General features: G+C 46.4%; 21 protein-coding genes. 2 read left to right on the forward strand and 19 right to left on the reverse strand.

The annotated features are described in order from the left end of the window. Positions 1–54 precede the first annotated feature (54 nt). Positions 55–1,230, reverse strand: coding sequence for an efflux RND transporter periplasmic adaptor subunit (locus tag M1L52_RS06195; protein WP_248614063.1), 1,176 nt, complete (start codon positions 1,228–1,230; stop codon positions 55–57). Between the two features lie 254 nt (positions 1,231–1,484). Between M1L52_RS06195 and fucP the strand changes: the two genes are divergently transcribed. Continuing rightward, positions 1,485–2,822 (forward strand): L-fucose:H+ symporter permease, encoded by a 1,338-nt coding sequence (gene fucP, locus M1L52_RS06200; protein WP_248614064.1) that lies wholly within the window; start codon positions 1,485–1,487, stop codon positions 2,820–2,822. Here fucP and M1L52_RS06205 read toward each other — a convergent pair. Further along, positions 2,812–5,319, reverse strand: coding sequence for a YfhO family protein (locus tag M1L52_RS06205; protein ID WP_248614065.1), 2,508 nt, complete (start codon positions 5,317–5,319; stop codon positions 2,812–2,814). The genes fucP and M1L52_RS06205 overlap by 11 nt on opposite strands. A 104-nt stretch (positions 5,320–5,423) precedes the next feature. On the opposite strand from M1L52_RS06205, the gene mtnN reads away from it, so the two are divergent. Continuing rightward, positions 5,424–6,065, forward strand: a complete 642-nt coding sequence (gene mtnN / locus M1L52_RS06210) for a 5'-methylthioadenosine/S-adenosylhomocysteine nucleosidase (protein ID WP_248614066.1) — start codon at positions 5,424–5,426, stop codon at positions 6,063–6,065. Positions 6,066–6,104: 39 nt separating this feature from the next. Here the strand turns inward: mtnN and M1L52_RS06215 are convergent, their stop codons facing one another. From M1L52_RS06215 to gyrB, 17 genes are all read right to left on the reverse strand, one after another. Then, complete coding sequence (locus M1L52_RS06215; RefSeq protein WP_248614067.1) at positions 6,105–7,163, reverse strand: S41 family peptidase; 1,059 nt, start codon at positions 7,161–7,163, stop codon at positions 6,105–6,107. 9 nt (positions 7,164–7,172) lie between these two features. Continuing rightward, positions 7,173–8,210, reverse strand: coding sequence for a hypothetical protein (locus tag M1L52_RS06220; protein ID WP_248614068.1), 1,038 nt, complete (start codon positions 8,208–8,210; stop codon positions 7,173–7,175). 29 nt (positions 8,211–8,239) lie between these two features. Next, the gene (locus M1L52_RS06225) at positions 8,240–8,902 is read right to left on the reverse strand and encodes a porin family protein (protein ID WP_248614069.1); all 663 of its coding nucleotides are present in this window, start codon (positions 8,900–8,902) and stop codon (positions 8,240–8,242) included. Between the two features lie 42 nt (positions 8,903–8,944). After that, positions 8,945–10,498 (reverse strand): WG repeat-containing protein, encoded by a 1,554-nt coding sequence (locus tag M1L52_RS06230; RefSeq protein WP_248614070.1) that lies wholly within the window; start codon positions 10,496–10,498, stop codon positions 8,945–8,947. Positions 10,499–10,525: 27 nt separating this feature from the next. After that, on the reverse strand, positions 10,526–12,046 hold the full coding sequence (locus M1L52_RS06235) for a serine/threonine-protein kinase (RefSeq protein WP_248614071.1): 1,521 nt from the start codon (positions 12,044–12,046) through the stop codon (positions 10,526–10,528). 31 nt (positions 12,047–12,077) lie between these two features. Next, positions 12,078–13,520, reverse strand: coding sequence for a PP2C family protein-serine/threonine phosphatase (locus tag M1L52_RS06240; RefSeq protein ID WP_248614072.1), 1,443 nt, complete (start codon positions 13,518–13,520; stop codon positions 12,078–12,080). 23 nt (positions 13,521–13,543) lie between these two features. After that, positions 13,544–14,155: an FHA domain-containing protein gene (locus M1L52_RS06245; protein ID WP_248614073.1), complete on the reverse strand. Its 612-nt coding sequence runs from the start codon at positions 14,153–14,155 to the stop codon at positions 13,544–13,546. Between the two features lie 20 nt (positions 14,156–14,175). Continuing rightward, the gene (locus tag M1L52_RS06250; RefSeq protein ID WP_248614074.1) at positions 14,176–15,417 is read right to left on the reverse strand and encodes a hypothetical protein; all 1,242 of its coding nucleotides are present in this window, start codon (positions 15,415–15,417) and stop codon (positions 14,176–14,178) included. Positions 15,418–15,419: 2 nt separating this feature from the next. Next, entirely contained in the window at positions 15,420–17,033 is a 1,614-nt protein-coding gene (locus M1L52_RS06255) for an FHA domain-containing protein (RefSeq protein WP_248614075.1), read from the reverse strand. 38 nt (positions 17,034–17,071) lie between these two features. Beyond that, positions 17,072–17,680 (reverse strand): FHA domain-containing protein, encoded by a 609-nt coding sequence (locus M1L52_RS06260; RefSeq protein WP_248614076.1) that lies wholly within the window; start codon positions 17,678–17,680, stop codon positions 17,072–17,074. Beyond that, entirely contained in the window at positions 17,677–18,696 is a 1,020-nt protein-coding gene (locus M1L52_RS06265) for a PP2C family protein-serine/threonine phosphatase (RefSeq protein ID WP_248614077.1), read from the reverse strand. Before M1L52_RS06265 ends, M1L52_RS06260 begins: the two co-directional genes overlap by 4 nt. 13 nt (positions 18,697–18,709) lie before the next feature. Beyond that, positions 18,710–19,699, reverse strand: a complete 990-nt coding sequence (locus M1L52_RS06270; RefSeq protein WP_248614078.1) for a serine/threonine-protein kinase — start codon at positions 19,697–19,699, stop codon at positions 18,710–18,712. Between the two features lie 30 nt (positions 19,700–19,729). Further along, positions 19,730–20,491, reverse strand: a complete 762-nt coding sequence (locus M1L52_RS06275; protein ID WP_248614079.1) for an FHA domain-containing protein — start codon at positions 20,489–20,491, stop codon at positions 19,730–19,732. A 613-nt stretch (positions 20,492–21,104) separates the two neighbouring features. Continuing rightward, complete coding sequence (locus tag M1L52_RS06280; RefSeq protein WP_248614080.1) at positions 21,105–21,599, reverse strand: S-ribosylhomocysteine lyase; 495 nt, start codon at positions 21,597–21,599, stop codon at positions 21,105–21,107. Positions 21,600–21,602: 3 nt separating this feature from the next. After that, the gene (gene typA / locus M1L52_RS06285; protein ID WP_248614081.1) at positions 21,603–23,405 is read right to left on the reverse strand and encodes a translational GTPase TypA; all 1,803 of its coding nucleotides are present in this window, start codon (positions 23,403–23,405) and stop codon (positions 21,603–21,605) included. A gap of 77 nt (positions 23,406–23,482) precedes the next feature. Further along, complete coding sequence (gene rpsO, locus M1L52_RS06290) at positions 23,483–23,752, reverse strand: 30S ribosomal protein S15 (RefSeq protein ID WP_248614082.1); 270 nt, start codon at positions 23,750–23,752, stop codon at positions 23,483–23,485. 215 nt (positions 23,753–23,967) lie between these two features. Then, the gene (gene gyrB / locus M1L52_RS06295) at positions 23,968–25,935 is read right to left on the reverse strand and encodes a DNA topoisomerase (ATP-hydrolyzing) subunit B (RefSeq protein WP_248614083.1); all 1,968 of its coding nucleotides are present in this window, start codon (positions 25,933–25,935) and stop codon (positions 23,968–23,970) included. Positions 25,936–26,031 lie beyond the last annotated feature (96 nt).

The following is a 26,031-nucleotide window of genomic DNA, read 5'->3' on the forward strand; positions in this document are numbered from 1 at the left end:
AATGTTTTTCGTTATTACGTTATTTCATTATGACGTTATAACGATGTTTCGTTATTATTTCTTCATTTCTCCAACAATGTCACCGGCAGTCATTGCCTTAGCCTGCTCCTGGATCTTCTCCTGGTAGCGCTCAGGGGTGATGGGGACAATCTCCATCTGGTCGGTAAGCTTGGTGATACCGTTGGTCACATATTTGTCACCTATCTTCAATCCGCTGGTTACAACATAGTTGTTGCCATCGTTCTGTGGGTCAACAGTTATCTCTGTATAGACAACCTTGTTATCCTTGCCGAGAGTGTAAACGAACTTCTTGTTCTGAACCTCTGATACACATGACTGTGGGATAACGATTGCTGTATCCTGATCGCGGGGAATGATGACAACGCCTGAGCCGCCGCTCTTCAGCAGCTTGTCTGGGTTGGGGAATACGGCTATCATCTGTACAGTACCTGTTGACTGGTCAATGACGCCGCTCATCTTTGCTACCTTGCCTTCACTGGCGTAGATGGAACCGTCGGCCAACTGAAGTTTGACAGCAGGAAGGGCTGCAAGAGCAGCTTTCTGTCCACCTTCCGACTTTGACATAGCCAAGACGTCTTTCTCGTTCATAGAGAAATATACCTCCATTGAAGAGTTGTCGCTAACAGTTGTCAGCACGTTCTGTGCGCTAACCAATGCGCCAACCTTGAATGGCAGGGTGCCTACTACACCTGAAGCAGGACTCTTGACGAAGCAGAAGCTCAGCGCCTCCTTTGCATTGGCAAGTGCTGCCTCAGCCTGAGCCAGTGCAGCTTTTGCCTGTTCGTAAGAGTTCTGTGATGTCTGCATCTCATAATCGCCGATAACGCGATTATCGAACAGTTTCTTTGAGTTCTCGTATGTCAGTTTGGCTGTGTTCACGGCAGCCTGAGCAGTAGTTACTGAAGCCTGTGCCTGGCGCACCTGTGCCTGATAGGTCTGGTTGTCAATCTCGAACAGCACTTGTCCGGCACTAACGGTCTGACCTTCGTTGACGTAAATCTTTGTAAGGAAACCTCCAATTTTCGGACTGATTTGTACATCCTGAACGCCTTTGATTGAAGCAGGGTAGGTCTGCTTCATGGCAGCACTGCTAGCCTTTACCTCAGTGACGGGGTACTCGTTGTCGCCAAACGTTGGACGACCACCTCCGCTACATGCTGCAAAAAGCAGGGCAGAGGCTGCGAATAACAAAATCTTTTTCATTTTCATACCTTAAATATTAATATCTAGTTCTTGCTTTCTTTTTACGGAAAACTCACCTATAATTGTAAGTTTTCAGCTTGCAAAGGTAATAAAAAGATGTGTAACGCAAATTTTTGTTTACTTTTTTTTACGATTTATTAGTGTTGTTTTTATGTCCAAGTATGCTCTTCTTGCGATTTTATTTTAAAAAGTTTGGCGTTTTAATGGAAATGACCTACTTTTGTGGTCTGAAACACCATTTATCTATTAAACGCGACGTAATGAAACTTGTACTGAACTCTAATGAGATATTGACTAAGAACGGAGTGAGCTATCTCATTCCATTCATTCTTATTACTGCCTGCTTCACTATGTGGGGCTTTGCAAGTGATATGACGGGCCCTATCGTAAAGGCCTTTTCTAAGATTTTCCGTATGAGTGTCACCGAGGGCTCAATGGTTCAGGTGGCATATTATCTTGGCTATTTCACGATGACGTTTCCTGCCGCATTGTTCATCCAGCGCTATTCGTTCAAGGCAGGAGTGATGTTGGGCATGTCGCTGTTCGCTGTAGGTACGCTGATGTTTCTGCCAGCAAAGATGACTGGAATCTATTTCCCATTCCTCATAGCTTATTTTCTGCTGACATGTGGTGTGGCTTTCCTTGAGACGAGCAGTAACTCGTTTATCTATTGTATGGGAACTGAAGATACTGCTACTCAGCGACTTAACCTTGCCCAGGCATTCAATCCTATTGGTGCGCTGATGGGCATGGTCGTGGCAATGAACTATGTTCAGGCGAAGATGAATCCTATGACTTCTGCACAGCGTATTGAGCTGTCGGATGCGCAGTATGAATTGGTGAAGAACCACGACCTGAACATTCTCATCCAGCCTTATGTCTTCATCGGTGCTGTATGTATAGTGTTGCTGTTGCTCATAAAACTGACGAAGATGCCTATGGTGGGTGACAAGCGGTTGAAGAAAGGAATCGTCACTTCTGTTCGCGAGCTTTTGTCGCTGAAGAACTACCGTGAGGGTGTTGTTGCGCAGTTCTTCTATATGGGCGCCCAGGTGACATGCTGGACTTTCATCATTCAATATGGAACACGTGTGTTCATGGCAGAGGGAATGAGCGAGAAAGCAGCAGAGATGTTGTCGCAGAAGTTTAATATCGCTGCCCTCATATTTTTCACCGTGAGCCGTTTCGTCTTCACATTCTTCCTAAAATATATTAAGGCTGGGCGCCTGTTAAGCATCATTGCTATCTGTGCTGCCACTTTTGTCGGTGGAGCAATATTGTTCCCCGATCGTAATGGCATGTATTGCCTTGTTGCTGTGTCGGCTTGCATGTCGCTTATGTTCCCCACTATCTATGGTATTGCTCTGCGTGGAGTAGGTGAGAATGTGAAGATGGCAGGCGCCGGTCTTGTCATGGCGATAATAGGCGGTGCGGTGTTCCCGCCTATTCAAGCTCTTATCATTGACAGTAATGTTGCTGTACTTGGCATAGCATCAACGAACCTGTCATTCCTAATTCCTCTTATAAGCTTCGTTTACATAGCCCTCTACGGTCACCGCGCCTATGTACGACAGCATATCTGGAAGATTATGGAGTAGGCTGTTGCTTCCTGCGGCGGTATTCAAGGAATACCACGGCAGGAATGAGAAGTAACAGTATTGCCAGTGATATGTAGGCAATGGTCTCTGTACGATCTACTGACTTCGGGAAGAACGACAGTACAACTTCGTGTTCGCCTGGGGCAACCTTCAGTGCGCGCAATACATAGTTCACACGTCCCAGCTCTGCCTCTTCACCGTCAATGGTTGCTGTCCATCCAGGATAGTATATCTCTGAGAACACCACCACGCCGCCTTGTCCCGAGCGCACCTTGTATGTGAGCTGGTTCGGCTCATAATTCTCTATCGTGACAATGCTCACAGAGTCTTGTATCGTACTCTCTCCAAGCACATCGCTGAACTTCTTGTCAGCCACAGCCTCGTGGCGCAGTGGCAGTCGTCCTACTGCCTCCAGCTCCTCATTAGCGTTGTTAGCATAATGCACCTTGTCAACAAACCATGCATTGCCGTAGGTGTATGGGTTCTGCAATGGAACGTTCTGTCCTGACTGCAGCGGCAGAATGATGTAGCGCATGTTCAACATGTTCAGCACAGGATAGATGCTGTCGCCATTGACCTCGCGCATGTCGCCTCCTGCCTTTGATATAGCCGAGAAGAGACTCTGCATCTCTGGTGTAATGTGAGCGTCTATAAGCTCCTGATAACGGCGCAGCTTGGCTGCGTGGTAGCCACCTATTGACTTATGGTAGTAGCTTGTCTCGTTCTCGTTGAACGTGTTGCTTGCCAGGTTCAGCACGCGGTAGTCGAGTGTCTGGTCTTTCAGTATCAGCTGGTCTGTCTGTGTGAGTGGCTGCTTCTGCTCACGTTCGTATTTGGGCACGAACATTGAGTCGTTAAGATAGCGTTTGTTGATCTGCCACAGGTCGGCAAGCGACAAGATGACGAGAGCTCCCACGAGTGTTACAGGCTTCAGTTTCTTTGCCCTGTAGAGCAGCAGGAGAACAACGCCAGCAAGAATTATGAAGAATGAGCGCCAGCAGTCGGCTGTGAACACAGCCTCGCGCATGTTGCTCAGGTTTTCTGAAACGACTCCAAGATACTCATCTCCAACATATTTCTTAAGGCTTGTCAAGTCTGCTGAAGATATGAAATCGAAGAACATCGTTGGCATCAAGGCGAAAATCATCGCCATTCCACCGGTGAGACCGAACGAGATATACACATATTTCATCTTGTCCTTGAGTACTTCCGGTTCATCAACGATCTTCTTCAGTGCCATCATAGCCATAAGAGGTATGGTAAACTCAGCTACTACGAGTATCGAAGACACCGTGCGGAAGCTGGCATACATTGGTACGTAATCGATGAAAATGTTTGTCAGCCACATGAAGTTCTTACCCCATGACAGCATGACGGTGAGTATGGTGACACCCAAAAGTGCCCATTTCATCGGACCTTTTACGATGAACAGGCTCAATACGAAGAGGAACAGAATAAATGCTCCTACATAGACAGGACCGGCAGTGAACGGCTGCTCGCCCCAGTAGGAATACCATTGGGCACAGAACTCTTTCACGCCTTGCTGATTAGAGCTTGCCTCCATGGCGCTCTTCGAGTCACCAAGATGCTCGTTGTGTGAACCGCCCTTGGCGTTAGGTATAAGGAGTGTCCATGTCTCGCCTATGCCGTATGACCACTGGGTGATATAGTCGCGGTCGAGACCGCTTGATGTCTGGTTGGCAGTGTTCTTCTTTACCAGCTCACTCTTTCCGCGCATGGACTCCTGTCCATACTCCCAAGTGTGATAGAGGTTTGATATGTTAACCAGTATGCCGAGCAGTCCGCCGGCTATGCATGCACCTGTAGCTTTGAGGAAGTGAACATATTGTTTCTTCTGAATGGCTTCTGCGAGATATGCCAGTATCATGGCAGCAATGACGAACAGGTAGTAGTAGGTCATCTGCACATGGTTCGCATGCACCTCAAAGGCGGCGAAGATGCCTGTGACGATGAGTCCTCGCAGGTATTTGCCTCTATAGGCCAGTACTATACCGGCAATCATTGGCGGCAGGTAGGCAAGTGCCCACACCTTCCAGATGTGTCCTGCAGCGATTATTATGAGGAAATAGGTGCTGAATGCCCATACTATAGAGCCAAGCGCTGCCAGATGCTGACGGAAGTCGAAGGCACGGAGCAGTATGTAGAAACCTATAAGATATACAAACAGGTACCACACGTTCTCTGGCAGCCACAGGTGGTAGGCTTTCTCAAGTGTGTTCAGCGTCGATGTTGACTCATACGATGGTGACAGCTGATAGGTCGGCATGCCTGAGAAGAGAGAGTTTGTCCAGCGGGTCATCTCTCCTGTGCGCTGGTTATAAAGAGACTGTTCTTGTCCGGCGCCGACACCTGCTGATGCGTCGTGGCGATAGAGTATTCTGCCCTCTATGTCGGCTGGAAAGAAATAGGCGAATGCCAGAACGGCGAACAAAAGCACTGCCAGTAGGTCAGGCAGTATTTTCTTCAGTGTATTCATGTTTGTTCTTTCTGTTTTTAGTGCATGCTGTTAGAATTCTGCGCAAAGGTACAATATTTTAATTTAAAATAGTTACCTTTGTCGGCAAAACAAATTAAATAAAGATGAAAATAGGTATAATAGTAGCCATGGACAAGGAGCTGAAGCAGCTTCAGGCTCTTTTTGACAGCAGTGAGGTTAGGGTAGAGAAGTGCGGTATCGGTAAGGTTAATGCCGCCCTTGGTGCCCAGCGCATGATCAACGAGTTCCGTCCCGATGTCATTATCTCAAGTGGCTGTGCTGGAGGAAACGGTGATGATGTGAACATTCAGGATGTTGTGGTTAGCAGCGAGCTATGCTATCATGATGTCTATTGCGGAACAGCCATCGACAACTCTACAGTCTATGGACAGGTTCAGGGACTGCCTGCACGCTATAAGGCTGCTCCTGAGTTGTTGGCCAAGGCTGAGGCGCTTAACTGTGGAGTGAACGTCCACCCAGGACTTATCGTTACCGGCGACTGGTTCGTTGACTCTAAAGAAAAGATGCGCGAGATTATTGGTCACTTTCCTGAGGCAAAGGCCGTTGACATGGAGTCGTGCGCCATTGCTCAGACATGCTACATTAATAACGTGCCTTTCATCTCGTTTCGTGTTGTCAGCGACATTCCCCTGCGCGACACCGATGCCTCGCAGTATCATAACTTCTGGGATACAGTGGCAGAGAAATCTTTTCAGGTGACAAAAACATTTGTGGAGAGCCTTTGATGAGGCCCTCCACAAGATATTATCATTTCACAATTATTATCAATTTCCAATTAGTTCTAACGCGGCTTTCAACAACGGTTCGTCGGCATTGCCGATGGACTGTCTGGATGTTTCATACCCATCGGGTACAATGCTGTCGGGTATGATGCCATCATCAGGTGTGGACTGCATAAGACTGTTGTAGTAGCGCATGGTAATGGGGTGCAGTTCGTACTTACATTTAGAGTTGCGCAACGTGAACGAACCAACCCCTTTTCCTACGGTCTGCTCACCAATCACCACTACTTTCATGTACGGACGCAGGCAGACAATAAGTGCTTCACTGGCCGACGCTGTTCGTTTTGACGTAAGTACAAACACACGCTGCAATTTTAGAGGATATATAGGCGTACCAAGGATATGGTCAGTGTCTTGTGGTGGGAATTCGTATAAGTCTTTTTCTTTTTCTTCTCCTGTTTCCTGCATAAGTTCATTAGCCACAACGTCATTATATACTTTGTACTGAAATACATTGCCATAACCATTTTCGTTGATGATACAGTTGCACAGGTATTTGCATACTGAGACATATCCACCGGGATTGTAGCGCAAATCGACGACTAGTTCGTCAATGGACTCATCCATGAAGGTCTTCATAACAAACCCTACTTCTTTGACATTGCTGAACTCCTTGTAACAGAGGTAGCCTATCCGATGGTTGCCCATGGTGAAGACTTTGTCATAAATTACTGACGAGGCATTGTCGTCTGTTAATAGGCTAGCATGCAAATCGTCACCACCATTGTCAATAATTATTTCAGACGGTCCCTGATAGCTTTCGTTGCGTGCAGAGTACGAGAAGCGATCTTTCTTTGAGAGCAGACTTTTGAAGAAAGTCACCGGATCTGTAGCATAGTCGCATGAAGAAGAGTCAGGCATCTCTGTCCTCCACAGATAATAGTGGTTCATCTGCTGATAAATCCATTTGCACTCTTCTGTATATGCACCTTCAGACGACGATGAATGCTGTTCCGCCTCTTCTACAATAGTGTCGGAGGAGGAACAGCCCATAATTGACAGCAGCAGGCAGAATAGCCAGCTATACTGTTTCTTTTTCATGATAATCCTTTACTTCAGCAGGTCAATAATCCTTCGAGACTGGTTATCATCTTCAGAGCTCTGCATGGGAACAGATAAATACTTTTCTTCAGTATTAAATGGAGCGTATAGACGTGAAGAAGAATTGCCGTTGATCAAGAAGTAGTTGTAGGTGATATTATTGTTGTCGTTTTCGTCTTTTAAATCTAGTATAAATGCATACTCTTCACCTTTCTTAAGATTGACTGTCATATCAGGTGTTATGTTTACGTTTGTCTGCGACGCAGTGGAGTAGACAAATTTGAAGCTGATGTTGTTAATTGGGAAAATAAATGACCATCTGTATACAGTATTGTAGCTAATCATACTACTATCCTTGGGTTTGATATAAGAGATACGCCAGTTGTAGGTGTTGTTACGGTTTTCGGGGGTGGTAACATATTGGCCATAGCTATCGAACGTCAAATAGTCACACGACCTGTTGGTTAGAATCTTGTATTCAGTAACGTCAGAATACTTATGGATATCATCATAATAGATTAGCAGTAGTGCACCAGCTGGTTCAGGATTTAAAGTGATACTAGAACCTTTACCACTGACTGTGAGATTCTGAGAGGCAATACCGAGAATCTTGTTTTTACCACCGATATAGCCATTATCTGAAATCTTCACAGTGTTTAAGTCTTCTATATTTGTCATGTTCCAAAACGCGAGCTTTATCGTTTTGTTGTTGTTCAGTTCCACCACATCTGTCACGGCGATGATTTTATAGGAACCTTCCGACAGGTAGAGCGTAGAGTTCATGATGCTGGCATAATTGGTTAGGTAGCTTGTGTCGGCAGCTGCCAATAAGCCTTTATCGTTATATGCCAGTACTCTGATACGCAGCTTGTAGTTGGTGGTGAAGGACTCTAGTTCGCCGGCATTTATTTCAAAACTGAATGGTGAGATAACTCCTGAAGGGTTAACTTTTACTGCAACACCCTTTGCTACCTCAATCTCGTCGTTCGTGCAGGAAACCATGAAGGCTATTGCTGCCGCAAACAGTATTGATATATATTTTTTCATAGGTCGAATAAATGTGTAAAAGGTTATCGTTAGAATTTAAATACGTTGAATTTGTAACCCAACGTGAGATTGAAAGCACTCACTTTGCAAGCGAAGTTTTTGGCTAAGTCGCTTGTTCCGAGATTGTAGCGGAAACTACCATAGAGACCGCTCTTAAGCTCATAGCTGACGCCTACACATGCTTTTACATCGAAAGCCTTGAGCTTACCAGTGTTAATACGTGTGTCTTCAGCAATCACGTAGTCGGGACTACTTGAAAGCACTGCGCTGAAGTTGGGACCCACTTCAAGATTGAAGTTCGGCGTGAAATAGATTTTGAAGAGCACAGGCATTTCGAAGCAATTCAAATTGATATCTTCACTGCTAGTGCCGATGGTATGCTTGACGTAGCTGGGCTCTAACTGCACACCAAACATTCCTGTTCCTGCATCACTGCCCTGTGTACGTTTGCCGAAGTGTGCTGCTACGACAGCACCAGCCTCGAAGCCAATACCACTTTTCTCGCCAAGATCTGCATCCTTGTACTTGGTCAGGGAAGACATGTTACCACCCAACTTGAAGCCTATAGACACTACGTTCTGACGCTTGTCAAAGATACGAGTGACTTGGTCATCATCGTCGTCAGCAAAAAACTGTGCATTTGCAGACATTGTCATCATGGAGATGACTGTTAAAAGGAATAATTTCTTCATCACATAAATAGTTTTAATACAGATTGTTATTGATAAAAAATATTAATTAAAAGGCATGAAATGAATGTTCGATTCCTGAGAAGTACCATTTTTAAGCACTGCCTTGACTCTGGCATAACGTTCTTTCTTTATGCCGGGTATAGCAAAGACGGCATTGGCGATGCCATGACTGCGCACACCTACGCTCTTGCTGCCAACGAGTTGATCGTTGACATACAAGGTGACTGAGCCGTTACCGTAAGCATCACCGGAGTTGTTGACAGCTACAGCAATATAGAAATCGTTTTTGGGGTTGGCACGCTTACTCGTTGCTTTGGGTTGTGAGATGGAAAGTTTGGGTACTTTGTTCTCGGCAATGTAAGTAGTCACTTTGGTAGTTGCTGTTTTTTTCTTTATCGTGTAGTTTATTGCAATATCATCTTTACTCAACAGCAGACTCTCACTCCAGATCTCCAGTTCATAGAAGTTTGGACCGTCTTCCTTTGGCGTGGTGTTTGGAAGGAATGTATAGCTACGGTGCTGTCCTATAGCAACATTGGCTTGTACATTGACTTCTTTTCCATCGGAATCAATGACTTTTACAGTCAATGATGCATCTTCCATTTCTGCAGGAAGGTTTATCTGCACACATGCCTTGGCATTGGGCGTACCACCTTCATAAAGAATCTCATCGTTTTCCATCGCCGTTGTGACACTTCCCTCTACTATTCGTAGAAGTCCTTCCTTGCCCTTGTATCTCACTGCGGCTAACGTACCCTTTACTGGCTCAGCATTGTCAAATTGCGCAGGTAGCACTATGTGTCCTTCCTTCTTATATCCATAAAGACCGTTTCTCTCGTAAACCTCGTACTGGCTATTTACGCTCATCTGATTTGTTTGAGAGTTGATTTGTGCCGCCTTGTCACCCACAGAATGGTCTTTGTTCACCTTTAGCCTTTCAGGTTTCACCTTGTATTGGCTGATGATACGGCCATGTTTATTGATGACATAGCCTTTCGGCGTATAGCTGTTTCCGCTATAAACGACGGCTTGACTATTGACAAATGTAGAGGCGAAAACTAGATTTCCATAACCAGCCTCCACGGCCATGTAGTCCATGTTGCGGTCTATGTAGTAGGCTTTGTCATCAATCAAGACCGACGCGATACCTTCACTAAAGGGGTATGCTTTTTGGAACTGACATGGGATGGCCATGTTGCCGTCTGTGCCCAGATAGCCCCAACCTCCTTCGCCCTTGACTGGCATCTTGCCTTCACTGAACTGTAAGTAGCTTGTTGCATAGATTTTCTCCTGTACTGGCAGAATCTCGTAGTCGCCATCAGAGATAAGTGCGTCAATCATCAACTGTTTACCGTTGATGGTCATTGCGATAGCATAACCGTCGATGAATGGCGAGATGCTGTCGTATAGTACAGGTACTACAATCTGTTGATTGGGGTTCATCAGACCCGTCTTACCGTCTTTTCTGACTTTCAGCAGACTTCCGTAGTTTTCTATATGTGCCAAAGTGGGACGTACTACCCACTGCATGGTTTGCGCTGTAATAAGGCACCATGGTAGTATCAGCGCAAGTAAGAGGATGTTTGTCTTTTTCATTATTTAACATTTGTGATATACAGAGTTCTATAAGACGTCTTTTATGCTCTCTATCTGCTTTTCTATTCGTTCTATGTAGTCATAGTCTTGCTTTTCCTTTGCAAATTTGAGAGCACGCTGGAATAAATCGTTTGCCTTCACGAAGTCTTCTTGTTGAAGGTCAACGTCGTGCTGACGATTGTTCCCTGCGAGCACATCACGTCCTAGTTCATAGAGACCCTGATAGTTCATAGAGTCGAGTGCCACAGCCTTTTCTAACAGCTGATGGGCCTTCTCATAGTCGGCTTCAATGCAGTTTGCATTCTGAAGCATTAGATACATGTTGCGTGTGCTGTCGGGACAATACTCTTCAGGCATACGACCAAGATAAAGACGGCTGGCAAGATATGTTGCCTCTGCATCGTTGCTGTTCACCAGTTCGTTAAGTATCTGAAAACCATCTTTGGCTGTTTCAGAGCTACTCATAAGTTTAGTGGCCTTGGCGATACCTGTCAGTTCGGGATCTGGAGTAACCGGGTTGTCTGTCTTTTGCATAAGCAGCGCCACAGTGCCACCTACGATGACCGCAAATACTGCTGCAGCAATATATTGCATAGTCTTGTTGTTCGACGATACATTCATAGTTTCCAAAGCTACACGCATTTGAGCAGATGTTTGGAATCGCAGTTCCTGCCGTTTCTCACATGCCTTGGTGATAATTCTTCGGAGTGCTTTGTTCTTGATGGGCGATAGAGGTAGTTTAGCCTTGAGTTGGTTTTCCAGCACCTCATGGCGAGGACCTTCGAAGGGCGTGTGACCTGTAATGCACTGGTAGAGCAGAATGCCCATGGCATAGATGTCCGTCGTCTGGTTTTGATGTCTTACATCGCCCAGCACCAGCTCAGGTGAGGCATACTCGGCTTTACCCATGAACTCACCGACAGTAGTAAGCGACTTATCGCTGGTGGTCAGAGTGTTCATCTGCTTGGCAATACCAAAATCAATCAGCTTAATGTGACCTTGCTTGGTGACCATTATGTTAGATGGGTCAATGTCGCGGTGTATGAAACCTGCATCGTGTAGTGCCATTAGGCCTGAGAGCACCTGTAGCACAACGGTGCGCGCGAAATGTTCAGAGTCGTTCTTATAGTCTTGCACTAATTTTACGGCATATGCCACCTCTTCACCATTGCGGTCGGTTGTCTTACCTTCCATGATGTCTGACAATGACACACCTGTCAGCAGTTCACTGACGATGTGGTAGTGCTTACGGGTATCGCCAAGTGCAGTCTTTTCTTCAATCTCAATAAAACCTAGCATCTCTATGAGGTTATCATTGCGTAGCTGTATAGAAGCTTCGCGGCGGCCACGCTCGATGGCGTGAGCAGGAAGGTCATCATACATGAACTTGATGGCTACTTCACGCACAGCGTGTGTCTGTGTGTTCACGCAGATGCCTTTAAACACCTGCCCCATACCGCCAGCACCAATAGGCTCGTCGGCAGTGTCAAGTTGGAAATAGATACCTTTCCTCTTTTCTTCTTCTCCTTGTAGACGTATGATTGCCATTTTCTAAGTTTTCTATTATTATTTGATGTTGTTACAGTTCTTTCTTGATTTTCTCTATTTTGGTTACAAGCTTTTCTATGTCTTTTCTTGCTCCATTGGTGGTCGTAAACTCAATTTTTCCATTTTTTAATTTGACCTCCATCACGGTGATGATACGTTCGTCCTTCAACACACGCTTGATGCCCTCAATGGTTGATGAATATTTACTTTCGGTACGCCTGTCAAAGACAATCAGCTCTTCTTGAATATTATGACGAAGGTCTGTTTTTTTCTTTATTGCATCATTTACATCTTTGCCTTTCGCATCCATCAGTTGGCCAAGAAGGTTTAGAATCTTCTGCGCTGATTCTTTAGCTGATGGTTGGCTGTTTGGCGTTGTGGGCTTGAGCTTGGCTATGACCTTCTCTAAGGAGTCAATGGTGTTTATGTGCTTAGCCATGGCTTCTTCGAGTAAATCAATCTCGTATTTCAGCTGCTCTACCTGCACGATGAGGTCCTTGGTGTTGCTGTCCTTGATACCTGTGCTCATGGATAGCGATGACAACTTTTCCTGCTGTTCAGCGATGACGCGCTCCAACTCTTCGATTCTTGTTCTTTCCTCTGATTTGTTCATTGATGTCAGATTCATTGCAAGGCTGATGACCAGTATTATGGCCATAACAACAATTGTTATCTTTGACGTTTTACTCATTGTTTCTTTCAGTGTTGAGTCTGCATTTGTTTCTATGACCACGAGCGTGTGGTTGTCGTGATTGTTGCCTTTGGTAAGACCGATGCGGTCTACCTCTTGAGACAGTTTTTCTACCATGGAGTCAAGGGACTGCGGCGCTGTGAACCATTGTAGAAGTTGATCATGAGGCATTACTCCCCAAATACCGTCAGTGCACAATATGAAACGGTCACCTTTAAGAAACGGTTGTTCTTCTATTTGAGGTATGTGGTTTTGTGTTGCTCCAAGTGCTCTCTTGATAATATTCGACTGTGGCGACGTACGTGCCTGCTCTTCTGTCATTGCCTTGTTTTCCACTAGTTCACCCACTAACGAGTGGTCCTTTGTGCGGAACACCATACGTCCATGACTGATTCTATAGCAACGACTATCACCGAGGTGAGCAATGACAGCTGAATAGCTGGTGATGAGTACGGCAACCATTGTGGAACCCATTCCTACGAGTTGTGGTGTCATGCTCATCTGTTGCTCCATCACATCGTTAGCCTGGGCAATAGCCTTCTTCATGGACTCCGATGGCGAAGCCTGTGGACTACATCTCATCAGACAGTCAATAATGACAGTCTTTGCTATATGGGAAGCGGTCTTGCCACCAGGACCGCCTCCCATGCCATCGCATACCACGATGAGGAATCCCAATGGAGTGTTGGCGCCCCCCCAGTCATCTTGGTTCTCTGGTCGTCCGCCTTGTTGAGATATCCCGCAACCATGGACAATGTTGCTTTGTGATGTTATACTAGGCATGATACATGTCTTTGTAAAAATGTTTATCGAGATGCAATTAAAATAAATACCCACAGAACAGATAGGCAGGTGGCAATGATGCCCCAAATGGCCCAGCTGGATTGGGTCTCTTCAAAGTCGGCGGCGCTATTCCATGTGCGGTTCTGCCATGCCCACCGTGTTCCATATATGCCGAAAACGATATTGGGAATGATAGTCCATCCAAAGAAGATGCCAATTAGAAAGGCCCACCAACAGCCGTTGAAGAATCCCCAGATACTGTATAGACCGAATGCGCCCCAGTTCCATTTGTTGAGATTAGGCTCGGCTCCATAAGTGTTTATTGCTTCTTGTACTGGTGGATAATTCACGTTTCCGTTTTGTCGTGCCTGAGGAGGAAAGAAACTGTCTATTTGATTCCAGTTAATCTGGTATCTTCCTGCTACCATGATGATGTCTCCATGTTTAATGGGTACGGCTCGATGTTTCACCATGATGTTGTTGACCATAGTGCCGTTGCTGCTTGTGTCTTTGTACATAAGTTGCGTGCCGTCATAATAGATTGTGGCATGATCTGTGCTGGCATAGACGCAACGGTCATCCAGATAGATATCGCTATCCTTTGAACGGCCTACTGTAACCTCTCTCATTAACATATCCTATTCCTCCTATATATTTATTTTATGGTAAACGGAATTGCTGTTTTCGCCACTGGATCATAGAAAGCAAAGGTACCATGACCGCCAACAAGATATTCCACTTTTGTGGTGTGGTTGACGCTTGTCTCTATACTAATGGGACGATAGGGATTGTTGACAAGGTCTCGGAAAGTGAAACCATGGAATGTGTCTTTCTTCACAGTCTTTGTCTTCACTTTGACGAGCTGGTATATCTCGATGTTCGTGCCAGTGGGGTTAAAGTACTCTATGCAAACCTTCGTATTGTTGTGAGAATCCTTGGCGACGACCACCTTTTGCGGCAGACTGTCGAGGACAATATCGTCCTTAGTATCCTTTGTTTTTACAGTCATCACCTCTTTTCGGTTGATAACGACGTCGCCCTCCTTGAGGATAATATCGAACTTTGGGTCGTAAGCAGGATTTTTCTCCTTGCGGGTTTCAGCAATCTCTGTTAGTTTTATACTCTGAATGGCTCCTGACTCCTGCTGTACCAAGAAATAGTTCTCCACGTCTTTCTTGCTTGTGTAGTTCTGCTCAATTACTATACCCTTAGTCTCGTTGCCGTTCTTCGTTTTCACTACGTCGAGTAGTTCGCTCTGCTCAAAGATGGTTTGGTTTGGATTTATGGGACGGAATGTGTATTTGATCACATCGTCAATCTTGAATGACTGACGCACACCTTTAGCTAAGTAGAGCGTCAGCATGGAGTCGTTTTCCTCGGCATATTGTCCTTCATACTCCATGCCCGACTTTAACTGATAGATGCGGTTGATGCCTGAGAGGGCGGTTTTTGAACGCTTCTCGCCTTTTATGAAGTTCACCTGATTCCACGCCACAGTATAGATGTTTGGTGTCATCTCAAGGTATTTCACCACTTCGCCGCGCTCTAGAATCTTTACACGAGTCACTGACTTGTCTTTTGTCGTTACATCAGCAAGGAAGAGCGTACGGTTGTCTCCAATGCCTTCGAACTCCTCGTTTTTTTCTGCCCATTCCACCCATTCCTTTGTCAGTTCACGGACATTATAGTTCTTCTCGTTACTGATGGTGGCCTCGCTGCTCTTCAGACAGATGACTGCCTCGTCTGTGGTGAAGGTGAGGTTGCTCTTGCCGTCTTGCTTTTGGATATATCCGCTCAGTACTGAGCCGTTCTTTAGATATAGTCGCTGCACTACTACGGCTTTGGCCACTGACACGACTGTCAGTAGCATAATGATTGCTGTTATAGTCTTTTTCATGATTATTCTACTTTATGTGGTGAGTTAATTAATTCTTTGACATATTTGGCTTTGATACCGAAGTTATATCCCTGTGTCAGTGCAGCGCTCATTCCTGCATGATGTACGCCAATCAGCTTTCCGTACTTGTTGAACACCGGCGATCCACTGGCTCCACTAATAGTAGCAGCATTGTAGCTGAAATCAAACTCGCTATCTTGACGGGTGATGTCACCACCTTGGCCGTATACTTGTATACCTTTTTCATTGTTGCCTTCCTGAAATGCCATTCCTTTGGGGAAGCCTATCGTGTAAACATGTTCACCCACCTTGACGGCTTCATCAGAAATGTCGATAGATTCATTCATATTTATGTATATACAGTCACTTGTTGGAAGGCGCTTCGAGATGGTTTGTATCAAAGCAACATCTTTGTTGGGATCATTCCCTGCAGATAGGACATTGCATTTGATAGCATTGTCAAGATCAAAAGCGTCCCCTTGGGGTATTAGTGCGATATAGTCAAGTTGGCCTTCCACTTTCATCTGTGAGATATAAGCTGATAAACCTATGGGTATCTGGTTGGAAACCAAAAACTCGGCAAATTTACTGAGCTTGTATGTCAGTTCGCTCTTGTATTCTTGCACCAGATTGGCTTCATCGCCGAAAAGCCACGGCTTTACCACATGGAGGTTAGTAATCAGTTGTCCGTTCTCTGAGATAAAAAAACCTGTTGCAGAATAGAAACCGATATTTCCATTCTTGTTGAAGAAATCAGCAATTTCTTTTGATGAAGCCCCACTTGCATTTAAGAAAGGCTTAACTTTACCAGATTTAGAGTCACGGCCTAAGATGACTTTAGATGGAAAATAGTATCCCTGATTGATAAGCCCTAGCTTTTGTGAGATGGAGTTCAGAACGTTTAAATCCAAATCACCGACAGAGACATTATAGTGATAGACGCCAACAAGCATCACAACAGAACGGTTATATTTTTCATACAGTTCTCCATCGGTGTAAGTTTTTCGACCATTGAATAGTTCCCAAAGACCAAATCCTACGCCGCATAGTATGAGAACGGAGGCAGCTGCCATTAGTATGGTCTTCCAAACTTCACTGGGCCACTGGATGGGAGTTGTCTTCAGGTTTACAGGTACCCCACCACATGCTACAGCACTACTTTTCTTAATGCGGTATGGGTTATTAGGCTGAATCTTTTTTCCATCTACAGTAGTGCCATTCTTCGAGTGGTCAACGATGTACACCTTGCCGTCCTTGCCCACCTTGATAGTTGCATGATATCGGCTGACAGTGGAGCCGGATATTTGAATGTCATTGTTGAAATGGGTGCCTATGCCATATATTGCTCTATAGGCAGAGTTATCCTCCGGCATTGGTACCTGACTCCACTGTAGCTCCACGTCACCAAAACGAATTGCATCACCTCGGCGGATATTTACAGGCGATCCAGGCTTTATGGCCTGATTCTGCACGAAGGTGCCGTTGCGGCTTCCCTTGTCTTCCAACAGGATGTCACCACTGTTCATAAGTGTAATCTCTGCATGCAGTGAACTAACCTTTGCGCTGTTGATAACGATATCGCATGCGACGTCGCGTCCTATTTTCAATAGTCTCATAGTCTAATAGGCTTTTAGGTTATTATTATAATAAGGTGTTAACCTCTGATGCGCTTACGCTGTACAGAGTCTTTTGCCTCGTTCTTCTTGTTGTCTTTTTTGTTATCTTTGACACCATTCTTTTTGCCGTTTTTGCCATTATTCTCATTGGTAGGGACTTTCTTCTGTTTTGCATTTTTTAGTGAGTCCTGCACGTGTTTCTTGATAGAGTCGTTCTTTTGCTTCTCTTCCTCTTCCACTTTCTTTTTGTTCGCCAATGAGTCTGTCTGCACAGTGTTTGCATTGGGGTTCGGCGTTGGTTCGTTCGGTGTGCTGTTGAGAAACCATATGCTGCCACCGATGACAATAAGTGCAACGAGAGCGATAATACTCCACTTGATGATCATGCCACCGGTGTTTGGCACCAGGCTCCAGTCGAGGCGTGCCACATGTGCAAACGATACATTGTCCTTGCGTGTGACAGGCACAGGCACATTCTGTGCAATGCGTATGCCGTTGACATAAGTACCATTGTGGCTAAGATCAACGATGGTCATTTTTCCAGTAGGTGACACGTTCAGTGTGGCGTGCCTGCGGCTGATGACATCAGAGTTATCGTTTATAACAATGTCACAGCCAACTTCTCTTCCGATAGAATAAACTTTCATTTTTTATCTTTTTTAGTTATTTTCTCCAATGAGTCAACTCGATTTTTTAACTTCTCAATGGTTGTGTCTTTTTGTATTATTGATTCCTTAGACACTATGCTGTCTGTTGGTTGACATGCGGGCTGCTTAGAGTCGCTGAATGCCTGAATAAGATTGAAGGCGATGCTGATAGCCAACAGTGCTATCAGCGCGAACAGCATGTTTCTTGTGGTACTTGACATGGGCTGTTTCTTTTTTGAATTTACTTTTGGTTCAATAATTGCTAAAGTGAGGTTGTCGTGATTGCCGCCGCTTGAGCGTCCTATGTTATCCACCAGAGTGGCAATATCGTCAAGAACGGCACCCATAGATGACTTCCTGTTGCCAATCATTTTCACCAGTTCCTGTTCTGGCATACTGCCGTGTATACCATCTGTACATAGGGCAAAACGGTCGCCCTTCTCATAACTAACCTCCATAACATCAACCTGAACGTCGGGTTTAATGCCCAGTGCTCGTGTAATGATGTTCGACTGTGCTGAGAGACGAGCCTGTTCCTCAGTGATAACGTTCTGTTTTACAAGGTCAAAGACCATAGAGTGGTCGAACGTTCTAAACACTTTGTGCTTACCTCTTATCTGGTATATACGGCTGTCTCCCACATGTGCTACGTAGGCAGATTCTTGTGTCAATAGTAGTACTGTGGCTGTAGATCCCATACCTTGTAAGGCTGGCTCCTGTCTTCCTGCCTCTAAAATGGCCATATTGGCTCGGCGGATTGCCTTGATAAGCACATTGGCAGTCTCTTCTTCTTCACCGGCTTCTTCAACGCCAGTGATAATTTCCCTTACTGCAATGGTTGATGCTGTTTTTCCACCAGGACCGCCCCCCATACCGTCACAGACGGTGACGAGAAATCCAAGTTTCGTCTGGCGCGCACCATAAGAGTCCTGGTTTTCTGGCCGACCTCCGATTCGCGACTCGGCAAATCCTACGAAGAAATCGTCATCGCTCTGGTGTAACTTGTTTAATTCCATGATTCTGTAAGCTTCAGATTAACAAATGTATGATGCCTAAGATAGCCGTCATGACACAAACCATGATGACATAGAACGCTACTTGATGTTCCTCTATCCATTCTGAGAGTTGCTCCTTGAGTGAAGGGTCGGGAAGTAGTGAGTCCTGAATTGCCTGCTTAAACTCAAGGGCTGTCTGAAAGCGCTTCGTTTGTTCTTTTTCAGTAGCTTTCCATATGACCTTCATAAGTTTGTGAGGAATCTTGTCCGATGCTGGTAGCGACTCTTTCATCTGTTTGGTCAGTGTCTCTGCCTCCGACTTGCACGACATGGGGTTTGTACCTGTTAGCAGTTCGTAGAATGTGATGCCCAATTCGTAAATGTCTGTCGTTGCATTAATCTGTACATTAGCACCATTCTGTTCGCGAAGCATCTGCTCGGGAGCGGAATATTCCGGTGTCCCTATAAACCCGAATGACGAGAACTTATTACCCCCATTCAGGCGTGCTATACCTAAATCCATCAGGCGCACGTTAGAACCATTCTCAATCATTATGTTTGAGGGCTTTACATCGCGGTGTATTACACCACGAGAGTGTACATAGTCGAGGGCATCAAGTACGGCGCATATGGCAGAGCATAGTTTTTCTACTCGTTGTGGAGAGTTGTCGAAACTCTTGGCGTAGGTGTCTATATTCTCTCCCTGCACAAAATGACTCAAGATGAATATCGGCCCATGATCGGGAGCGTATTCACAATAACCTACCATCTCCACCAAGTTTGGATGGCGGAAAGCCAGCGAGGCCTCCTGTTTTGCACGCTCGCGAATCATTCTGTTGTTAGAAAAGGCTTCCTTGACTTTTTTGATAGCCACGGGTGCGCCATTTTTACAACGGAACCCTTTGTACACATCACCCATCGCACCGCTCCCCAAAGGTCTAGCTTTTGGATTATAGCAGTACCATTCGCCCATAACGAAGAGGTATATATACGGGTCGTCGGGTCGTTGATAGACTGTCTGCATATTCGTGTCGGATGGATATTTGCCCTTACCTTACATTCCCACGGTTCCTCCTTTGTCATTAAAGCCGCTTCCATCAAAGCCAACGGTTGCGTTGTTGTTGCCGAAATGTGGCGGCGTCGGACCATCGAAGGGGGAGAAATCGTCACCGGGACGAGTGTAGCCGTCGTGAATATTGTTATTTGGGTTGGGGCGCGCTTCTGTTGTGATGAATCCCTCTTTAACAGAAAGACCAAGCTCTGCTGGGTCAATCAGGATGAACAGACATTCGTAGTTGTCACCGAACGTTATTATGTCTCCGTTTTTACACTCCTCTGCTGAGAAGCCAAGGCTTCTATCGTTAATCATGGTGCCGTTAGTGGAGCGTGCATCACTTATTGAAGCAATCACCTTGTCAGGATTTTTCATCTTGCGTATGACAATCACCGCATGTTCAGACGAAACAGTCCCTTCCGATAATATTACGTCGCAAGATGGCTTTTGTCCAATAGTGTTTTGTCCGATGTGAAGAGGCCAATATTCTCCGGCTGCTGTGCGTGATACTGAATAAAGAAATCCAACCACGGGCTTTCCTGTGGCCTGTTGACGACGCTGCTGCTGGGGTTGCTGCGAACCGCCTCTGCCATGCTGAGCGTCTCCATAGTTCTGATCTCCAATGTTGTCTGACATTCCAGGGACAACAGTTCCATGGGATGAACTGCCCCAGCCGTCACGTGAATATGGACTGAAACTCTGATTAGAGTAATCTGTGTCTGCTGTTTCCAAACCTTGGATGACTGTCTTGTTCTGTGACATAATAGATTGTTTTATGCCTCTTGAACTCCCGAAATTCAGCGGTTAGTATTAAGGTTAGTGCCATTGGAAATAAAAAAGGCATGGGAGTTTCCTACTTCAGCCCATCCCTGACCTCAGGCCTTCGCATTGCCCCCTTCCAAGGATAAGCAACGCAGTTAGCCCACGCCAAGTGGTTATACTCATCAGTATTCCCAGCACCTGAAAGCGCTGTAGAATAAGGGTATAATACACCCACGTAGACGCTTCGTTGCATTATCTCTGTGAAAGGTTTCTAAGTTGCGAAGTTAGAGGCCACAGAATGATAACGTTCGTAAACGCCTTTCGAGACCTTGACCAAGCAGATCTTGGTCTCATTTCCTCAAAGTTTTATGACCAGTCCGCTCTTGAAAGACTGACTAAGTCAAACGCAAAGGTATAAATAAAAATTGTTCTTGCAAAAAAAAAGGTCATAAAATCTTAAAAAATAATACTATTCGGAAAAAAATTGATTGTTTTTCGTTTTATACATTGCTTAAATGGCATTGTTTTTAGTTCCTTCCAGGTGACAAAAACATTTGTGGAGAGCCTTTGATGAGGCCCTCCACAAATATTTTTTGACAATTTTCTTATTTCTTTATGCGTCTGCAAACTGACGTCCGTCGGCGAGCGTCACTTGCAGCTTTGTGTATTCCGAGTGGAAGTCGTTCTTCAGTCGGTCGAGATAGCGGCGGCACTCCCAGTGACACATAGGCAGGTCGTGTAACAGATAGTTGCCGCAAGTCTCTGGCGTGGTGGCAGGCACCTCGTTCTGAGTGAGGATCCACTCTAAGCACTCTATGGTGAGCTGACGCATATCCTCAGCGCTGTAGTCGCCTGTCATGATGATATACATGCCGGTGAGACAGCCCATCGGACCTACATATACCACATCCTCCTTTACCTGAGAGTTGCGGAACCATGTTGCCATGAGGTGCTCAATGCTGTGCATGGCAGCAGGAGCAACAGCAGGCTCCTTGTTGGGCTCGGTGATACGCAGGTCGAACGTGGTAAAACCTTTGTCAACGCGCGATACATAGATGCCCGGCTTCAGGTGCGTGTGGTCAATCGTAAAGCTTTGTATTACTTCCATGGCTTATGCTCTGTTAGCTTTCTTACGCTGGTCGTGGTCAAGGATAATCTTACGCATGCGCATAGACTTCGGTGTTACCTCTACGAGCTCGTCTTCCTTGATATACTCCAGACATTCTTCGAGCGACATAACTGTCTTTGGAATGATGCGGGCCTTATCGTCGGTACCTGAAGCACGCACGTTAGTGAGCTGCTTTGCCTTGCACACGTTGATGACAAGGTCGTTGTCGTGGACATGCTCGCCTACTACCTCGCCCATATACACGTCTTCGCCTGGATCGATGAAGAACTTACCGCGATCCTGCAGCTTGTCAATGGCATAGGCGTATGAGTTACCGGTCTCCAGAGCAATCATAGAACCGTTGACACGGCGCTCTATCTCTCCCTTGTAAGGCTGATACTCCTTGAAGCGGTGAGCCATGATGGCTTCGCCCTGTGATGCTGTGAGCACGTTGGTACGAAGACCGATGATGCCACGTGAAGGAATTATAAACTCAATGTTTGTACGCTCGCCCTGACTCTCCATTGATGTCATCTCGCCCTTACGGCGTGTCACCATGTCAATCATCTTTGAAGCGAACTCCTCAGGCACGTTGATGGTGAGCTCTTCAACAGGTTCGTGCTTCACTCCGTCAATCTCCTTATAGATAACCTGTGGCTGGCCAACCTGAAGCTCATAGCCCTCGCGGCGCATTGTCTCGATGAGCACAGAGAGGTGGAGCACACCGCGTCCTGATACAATCCACTTGTCGGTAGAGTCCTCGAAAGGCTCCACGCGCAGGGCGAGGTTCTTCTCAAGCTCCTTCTCCAGACGGTCGTTGATGTGACGTGAGGTAACGAACTTACCCTCCTTACCGAAGAAAGGTGAGTCGTTGATCATGAAGAGCATCGACATTGTGGGCTCATCGATAGCGATGGGGTCCAGAGGCTCCGGATTGTCTATGTCGCAGATAGAGTCGCCTATCTCAAACTTCTCCAGGCCTATTACTGCGCAGATGTCGCCACAGTCCACCTTGTCAACGTGCTGGTGTCCCATGCCGTCGAAGGTGTGCAGCTCCTTTATCTTTGTCCTCTCCTTTGTGCCGTCGCGATGGCATATTGTAACCTGCATGCCGTCTGTCAGCTGACCGCGGTGTACGCGTCCCACTGCTATACGACCTGTGTAGCTTGAGTAGTCAAGCGAGGTGATGAGCATCTGAGGAGTACCTTCCAACTGTGTAGGAGCGGGTATCACCTCTACAATCTTGTCAAGAAGATATGTTATGTCGGTTGTCGGCTTGTTGAAGTCTTCGCTCATCCAGCCGTTCTTTGCTGAACCATAGACTACAGGGAAGTCGAGCTGGTCCTCAGTAGCGTTCAGTGAGCACATGAGGTCAAACACCATCTCATACACCTCTTCCGGGCGACAGTTGGGTTTGTCCACCTTGTTTACAACTACGATGGGCTTCAGACCAATCTCCAGGGCTTTCTGCAGCACAAAGCGTGTCTGTGGCATAGGACCTTCGAAGGCGTCAACGAGCAGCAGACAGCCGTCGGCCATGTTGAGCACGCGCTCCACCTCGCCGCCGAAGTCAGAGTGTCCTGGAGTGTCAATAATATTGATTTTTGTTCCTTTCCAGTTTATTGATACGTTCTTTGAAAGGATGGTGATACCTCTTTCGCGTTCGAGGTCGTTAGCGTCAAGTACTTGATTGCTGAGGTTCTGTCCCTCACGGAAGAGATTGCCTGCCAGCATCATTTTGTCCACGAGTGTCGTCTTACCGTGGTCCACGTGTGCGATAATCGCAATGTTTCTAATATCCTGCATGTATTTTACGTAAAAATCAATAGAAACCCCGCTCTCTGTGTGAGAACGGGGCTTTCGTCTTTGTTTCTCTTCCGATATTACTTACGCAGACCGAGAGCCTTGATGATGGCACGGTAGCGGTTGATGTCGGTGTTGTAGAGGTACTTCAGGAGCTTACGACGGCGACCTACCATCATTGTCAGCGAGCGAGCAGTCACATGATCCTTGTGGTTGTTCTTCAGGTGCTCGGTGAGGTGCTTGATGCGATAGGTGAACAGAGCAATCTGGCTCTCTGCTGAACCAGTGTCCTTAGCGTCTTTGCCATACTGGCTGAAGATCTCTTCTTTTTTAGCTGAATCGAGATACATAATTAAATAGATGTGATTAAAATGTTAATGTGCTTATGACATCTTTCAGATGCTTGTCCTGCTAATCACTGCGGATACTTCGCTTCATCAGATGCTTCGGATTTTCCGAAAAGCGGCTGCAAAGGTATAAAAAAAATGTGAACGTTTGGCTTCGTTCACATTTTCTTTATAGTTTTGTGTTAAACTTTATGAATTATTAACTATTCTATACTGCTTTATGCGTCGATGTTTGCGTATGTAGCGTTCTTTTCTATGAACTCGCGGCGTGGCTCCACATCGTCGCCCATGAGCATTGAGAATATCTCGTCGGCCTCGGCAGCGTTCTCTATTGTCACCTGCTTCAGCAGACGGTTCTCTGGGTTCATTGTTGTCTCCCAAAGCTGCTCTGGGTTCATCTCACCAAGACCTTTGTATCGCTGTGTGTGTACGTTGCGCTCGTCGCCCTCAGCATAGCGGTCAATGAACATCTGGCGCTGCTGGTCGGTGTAGCAGTACTCCGACACCTTCTTGTATGTGCACTTGTAGAGTGGGGGAGTTGCGATATAGAGGTGTCCGCCCTGTATCACCTGTGGCATGAAGCGGTAGAACAGTGTCATTATGAGTGTGTCGATGTGAGAACCATCGACGTCGGCGTCGGTCATGATGATGATCTTGTCGTAGCGCAGCTTGTCGATGTTTGCCTCGCGGTCGCCTTCGCCCTCAACGCCGAAGCGCACGCCGATGCTCTGGATGATGTTCATCACAGACTCAGCCTCGAACACGCGGTGCCACTGTACCTTCTCTACGTTAAGAATCTTACCGCGCAGAGGCAGGATAGCCTGGAAGTGACGGTCGCGTCCTTGTTTTGCTGAACCGCCTGCAGAGTCACCCTCGACGAGGAATATCTCACAGGTCTTCGGGTCGCGGTTAGAGCAGTCAGCCAGCTTGCCTGGCAGTCCGCCGCCCGTCATCGGGTTCTTGCGCTGCACGCTCTCACGTGCCTTGCGGGCTGCTATACGTGCTGTTGCTGCCAGCACCACCTTGTCGCAGATGAGCTTTGCCTCCTTCGGATGCTCCTCTAAGTAGTTGCTGAGTGCTTCGCCTACAGCCTGCTGCACTGCGCCTGCCACCTCTGAGTTGCCGAGCTTTGTCTTTGTCTGGCCTTCGAATTGAGGCTCAGCCACCTTGATGGAGATTACTGCTGTGAGACCCTCGCGGAAGTCCTCACCGGCAATCTCTATCTTTGCCTTCTCAATCTGCTTTGATATCTGTGGGTCGGCATCTGCATAGGCTTTCAGTGTGCGGGTGAGCGCCATGCGGAAGCCAGTGAGGTGTGTACCACCCTCAATGGTGTTGATGTTGTTAACGTAAGAGTGGATGTTCTCAGAGTAGTCGGTATTGTACATCACAGCCACCTCGATGGGCACACCCTGCTTCTCGGTCTTCAGGTAGATGACATCGTCGAAGAGGTGGGTGCGGTGACGGTCAACGAAGCGCACGAACTCTTTCAGTCCTTCCTTAGCGTGGAATACCTCTGGTTCACGGAGGTTGCCCTCTTCGTCAGGACGAAGGTCGGTCAGCGTGATGGTTATGCCGGCGTTAAGATATGCCAGCTCACGCATGCGCTTAGCGATGATATCGTATTTGAATTCTGTAGTAGTGAAGATGCTTCCGTCGGGCCAGAACTGCTGACGTGTACCTGTCTTGTCGGTATCGCCAACAATCTTCACGTCGTACAGGGGCTTACCCTTCTCATATTCCTGCTGGTAGATGTGACCGTTGCGGAATACCTGTGACATCATGTGTGTTGACAGTGCGTTTACGCAGCTCACACCTACACCGTGCAGACCGCCGGAAACCTTGTAAGAGCCCTTGTCGAACTTACCACCGGCATGGAGCACGGTCATAACAACTTCGAGTGCGCTCTTGTGCATCTTCTCGTGCTCGTCAACGGGGATACCACGACCGTTATCCTGCACTGTGATGCTGTTATCTTCGTTTATCGTCACCTCGATGTGTGTGCAGAAGCCTGCCATTGCCTCGTCGATAGAGTTGTCGACAGTCTCGTTCACCAGGTGATGCAATCCTTTCTCACTAATGTCGCCGATGTACATAGCAGGACGCTTGCGCACGGCTTCCAATCCTTCGAGCACCTGAATATTGCTCGCGGAATAGTTTTGCTGTTCTTGCTGAATATCTTCCATTTCTGTTTAATAGTCCTTAATAGGCTGCAAAGGTACAAAAAATAAGGTAGAAACGCGAACGTTCCTACCTAAAAAGATGTTAATTAAAACACTCTG

The sequence above is a fragment of the Prevotella sp. E13-27 genome (genome assembly GCF_023217965.1).
In the GTDB taxonomy this organism is placed as follows: domain Bacteria; phylum Bacteroidota; class Bacteroidia; order Bacteroidales; family Bacteroidaceae; genus Prevotella.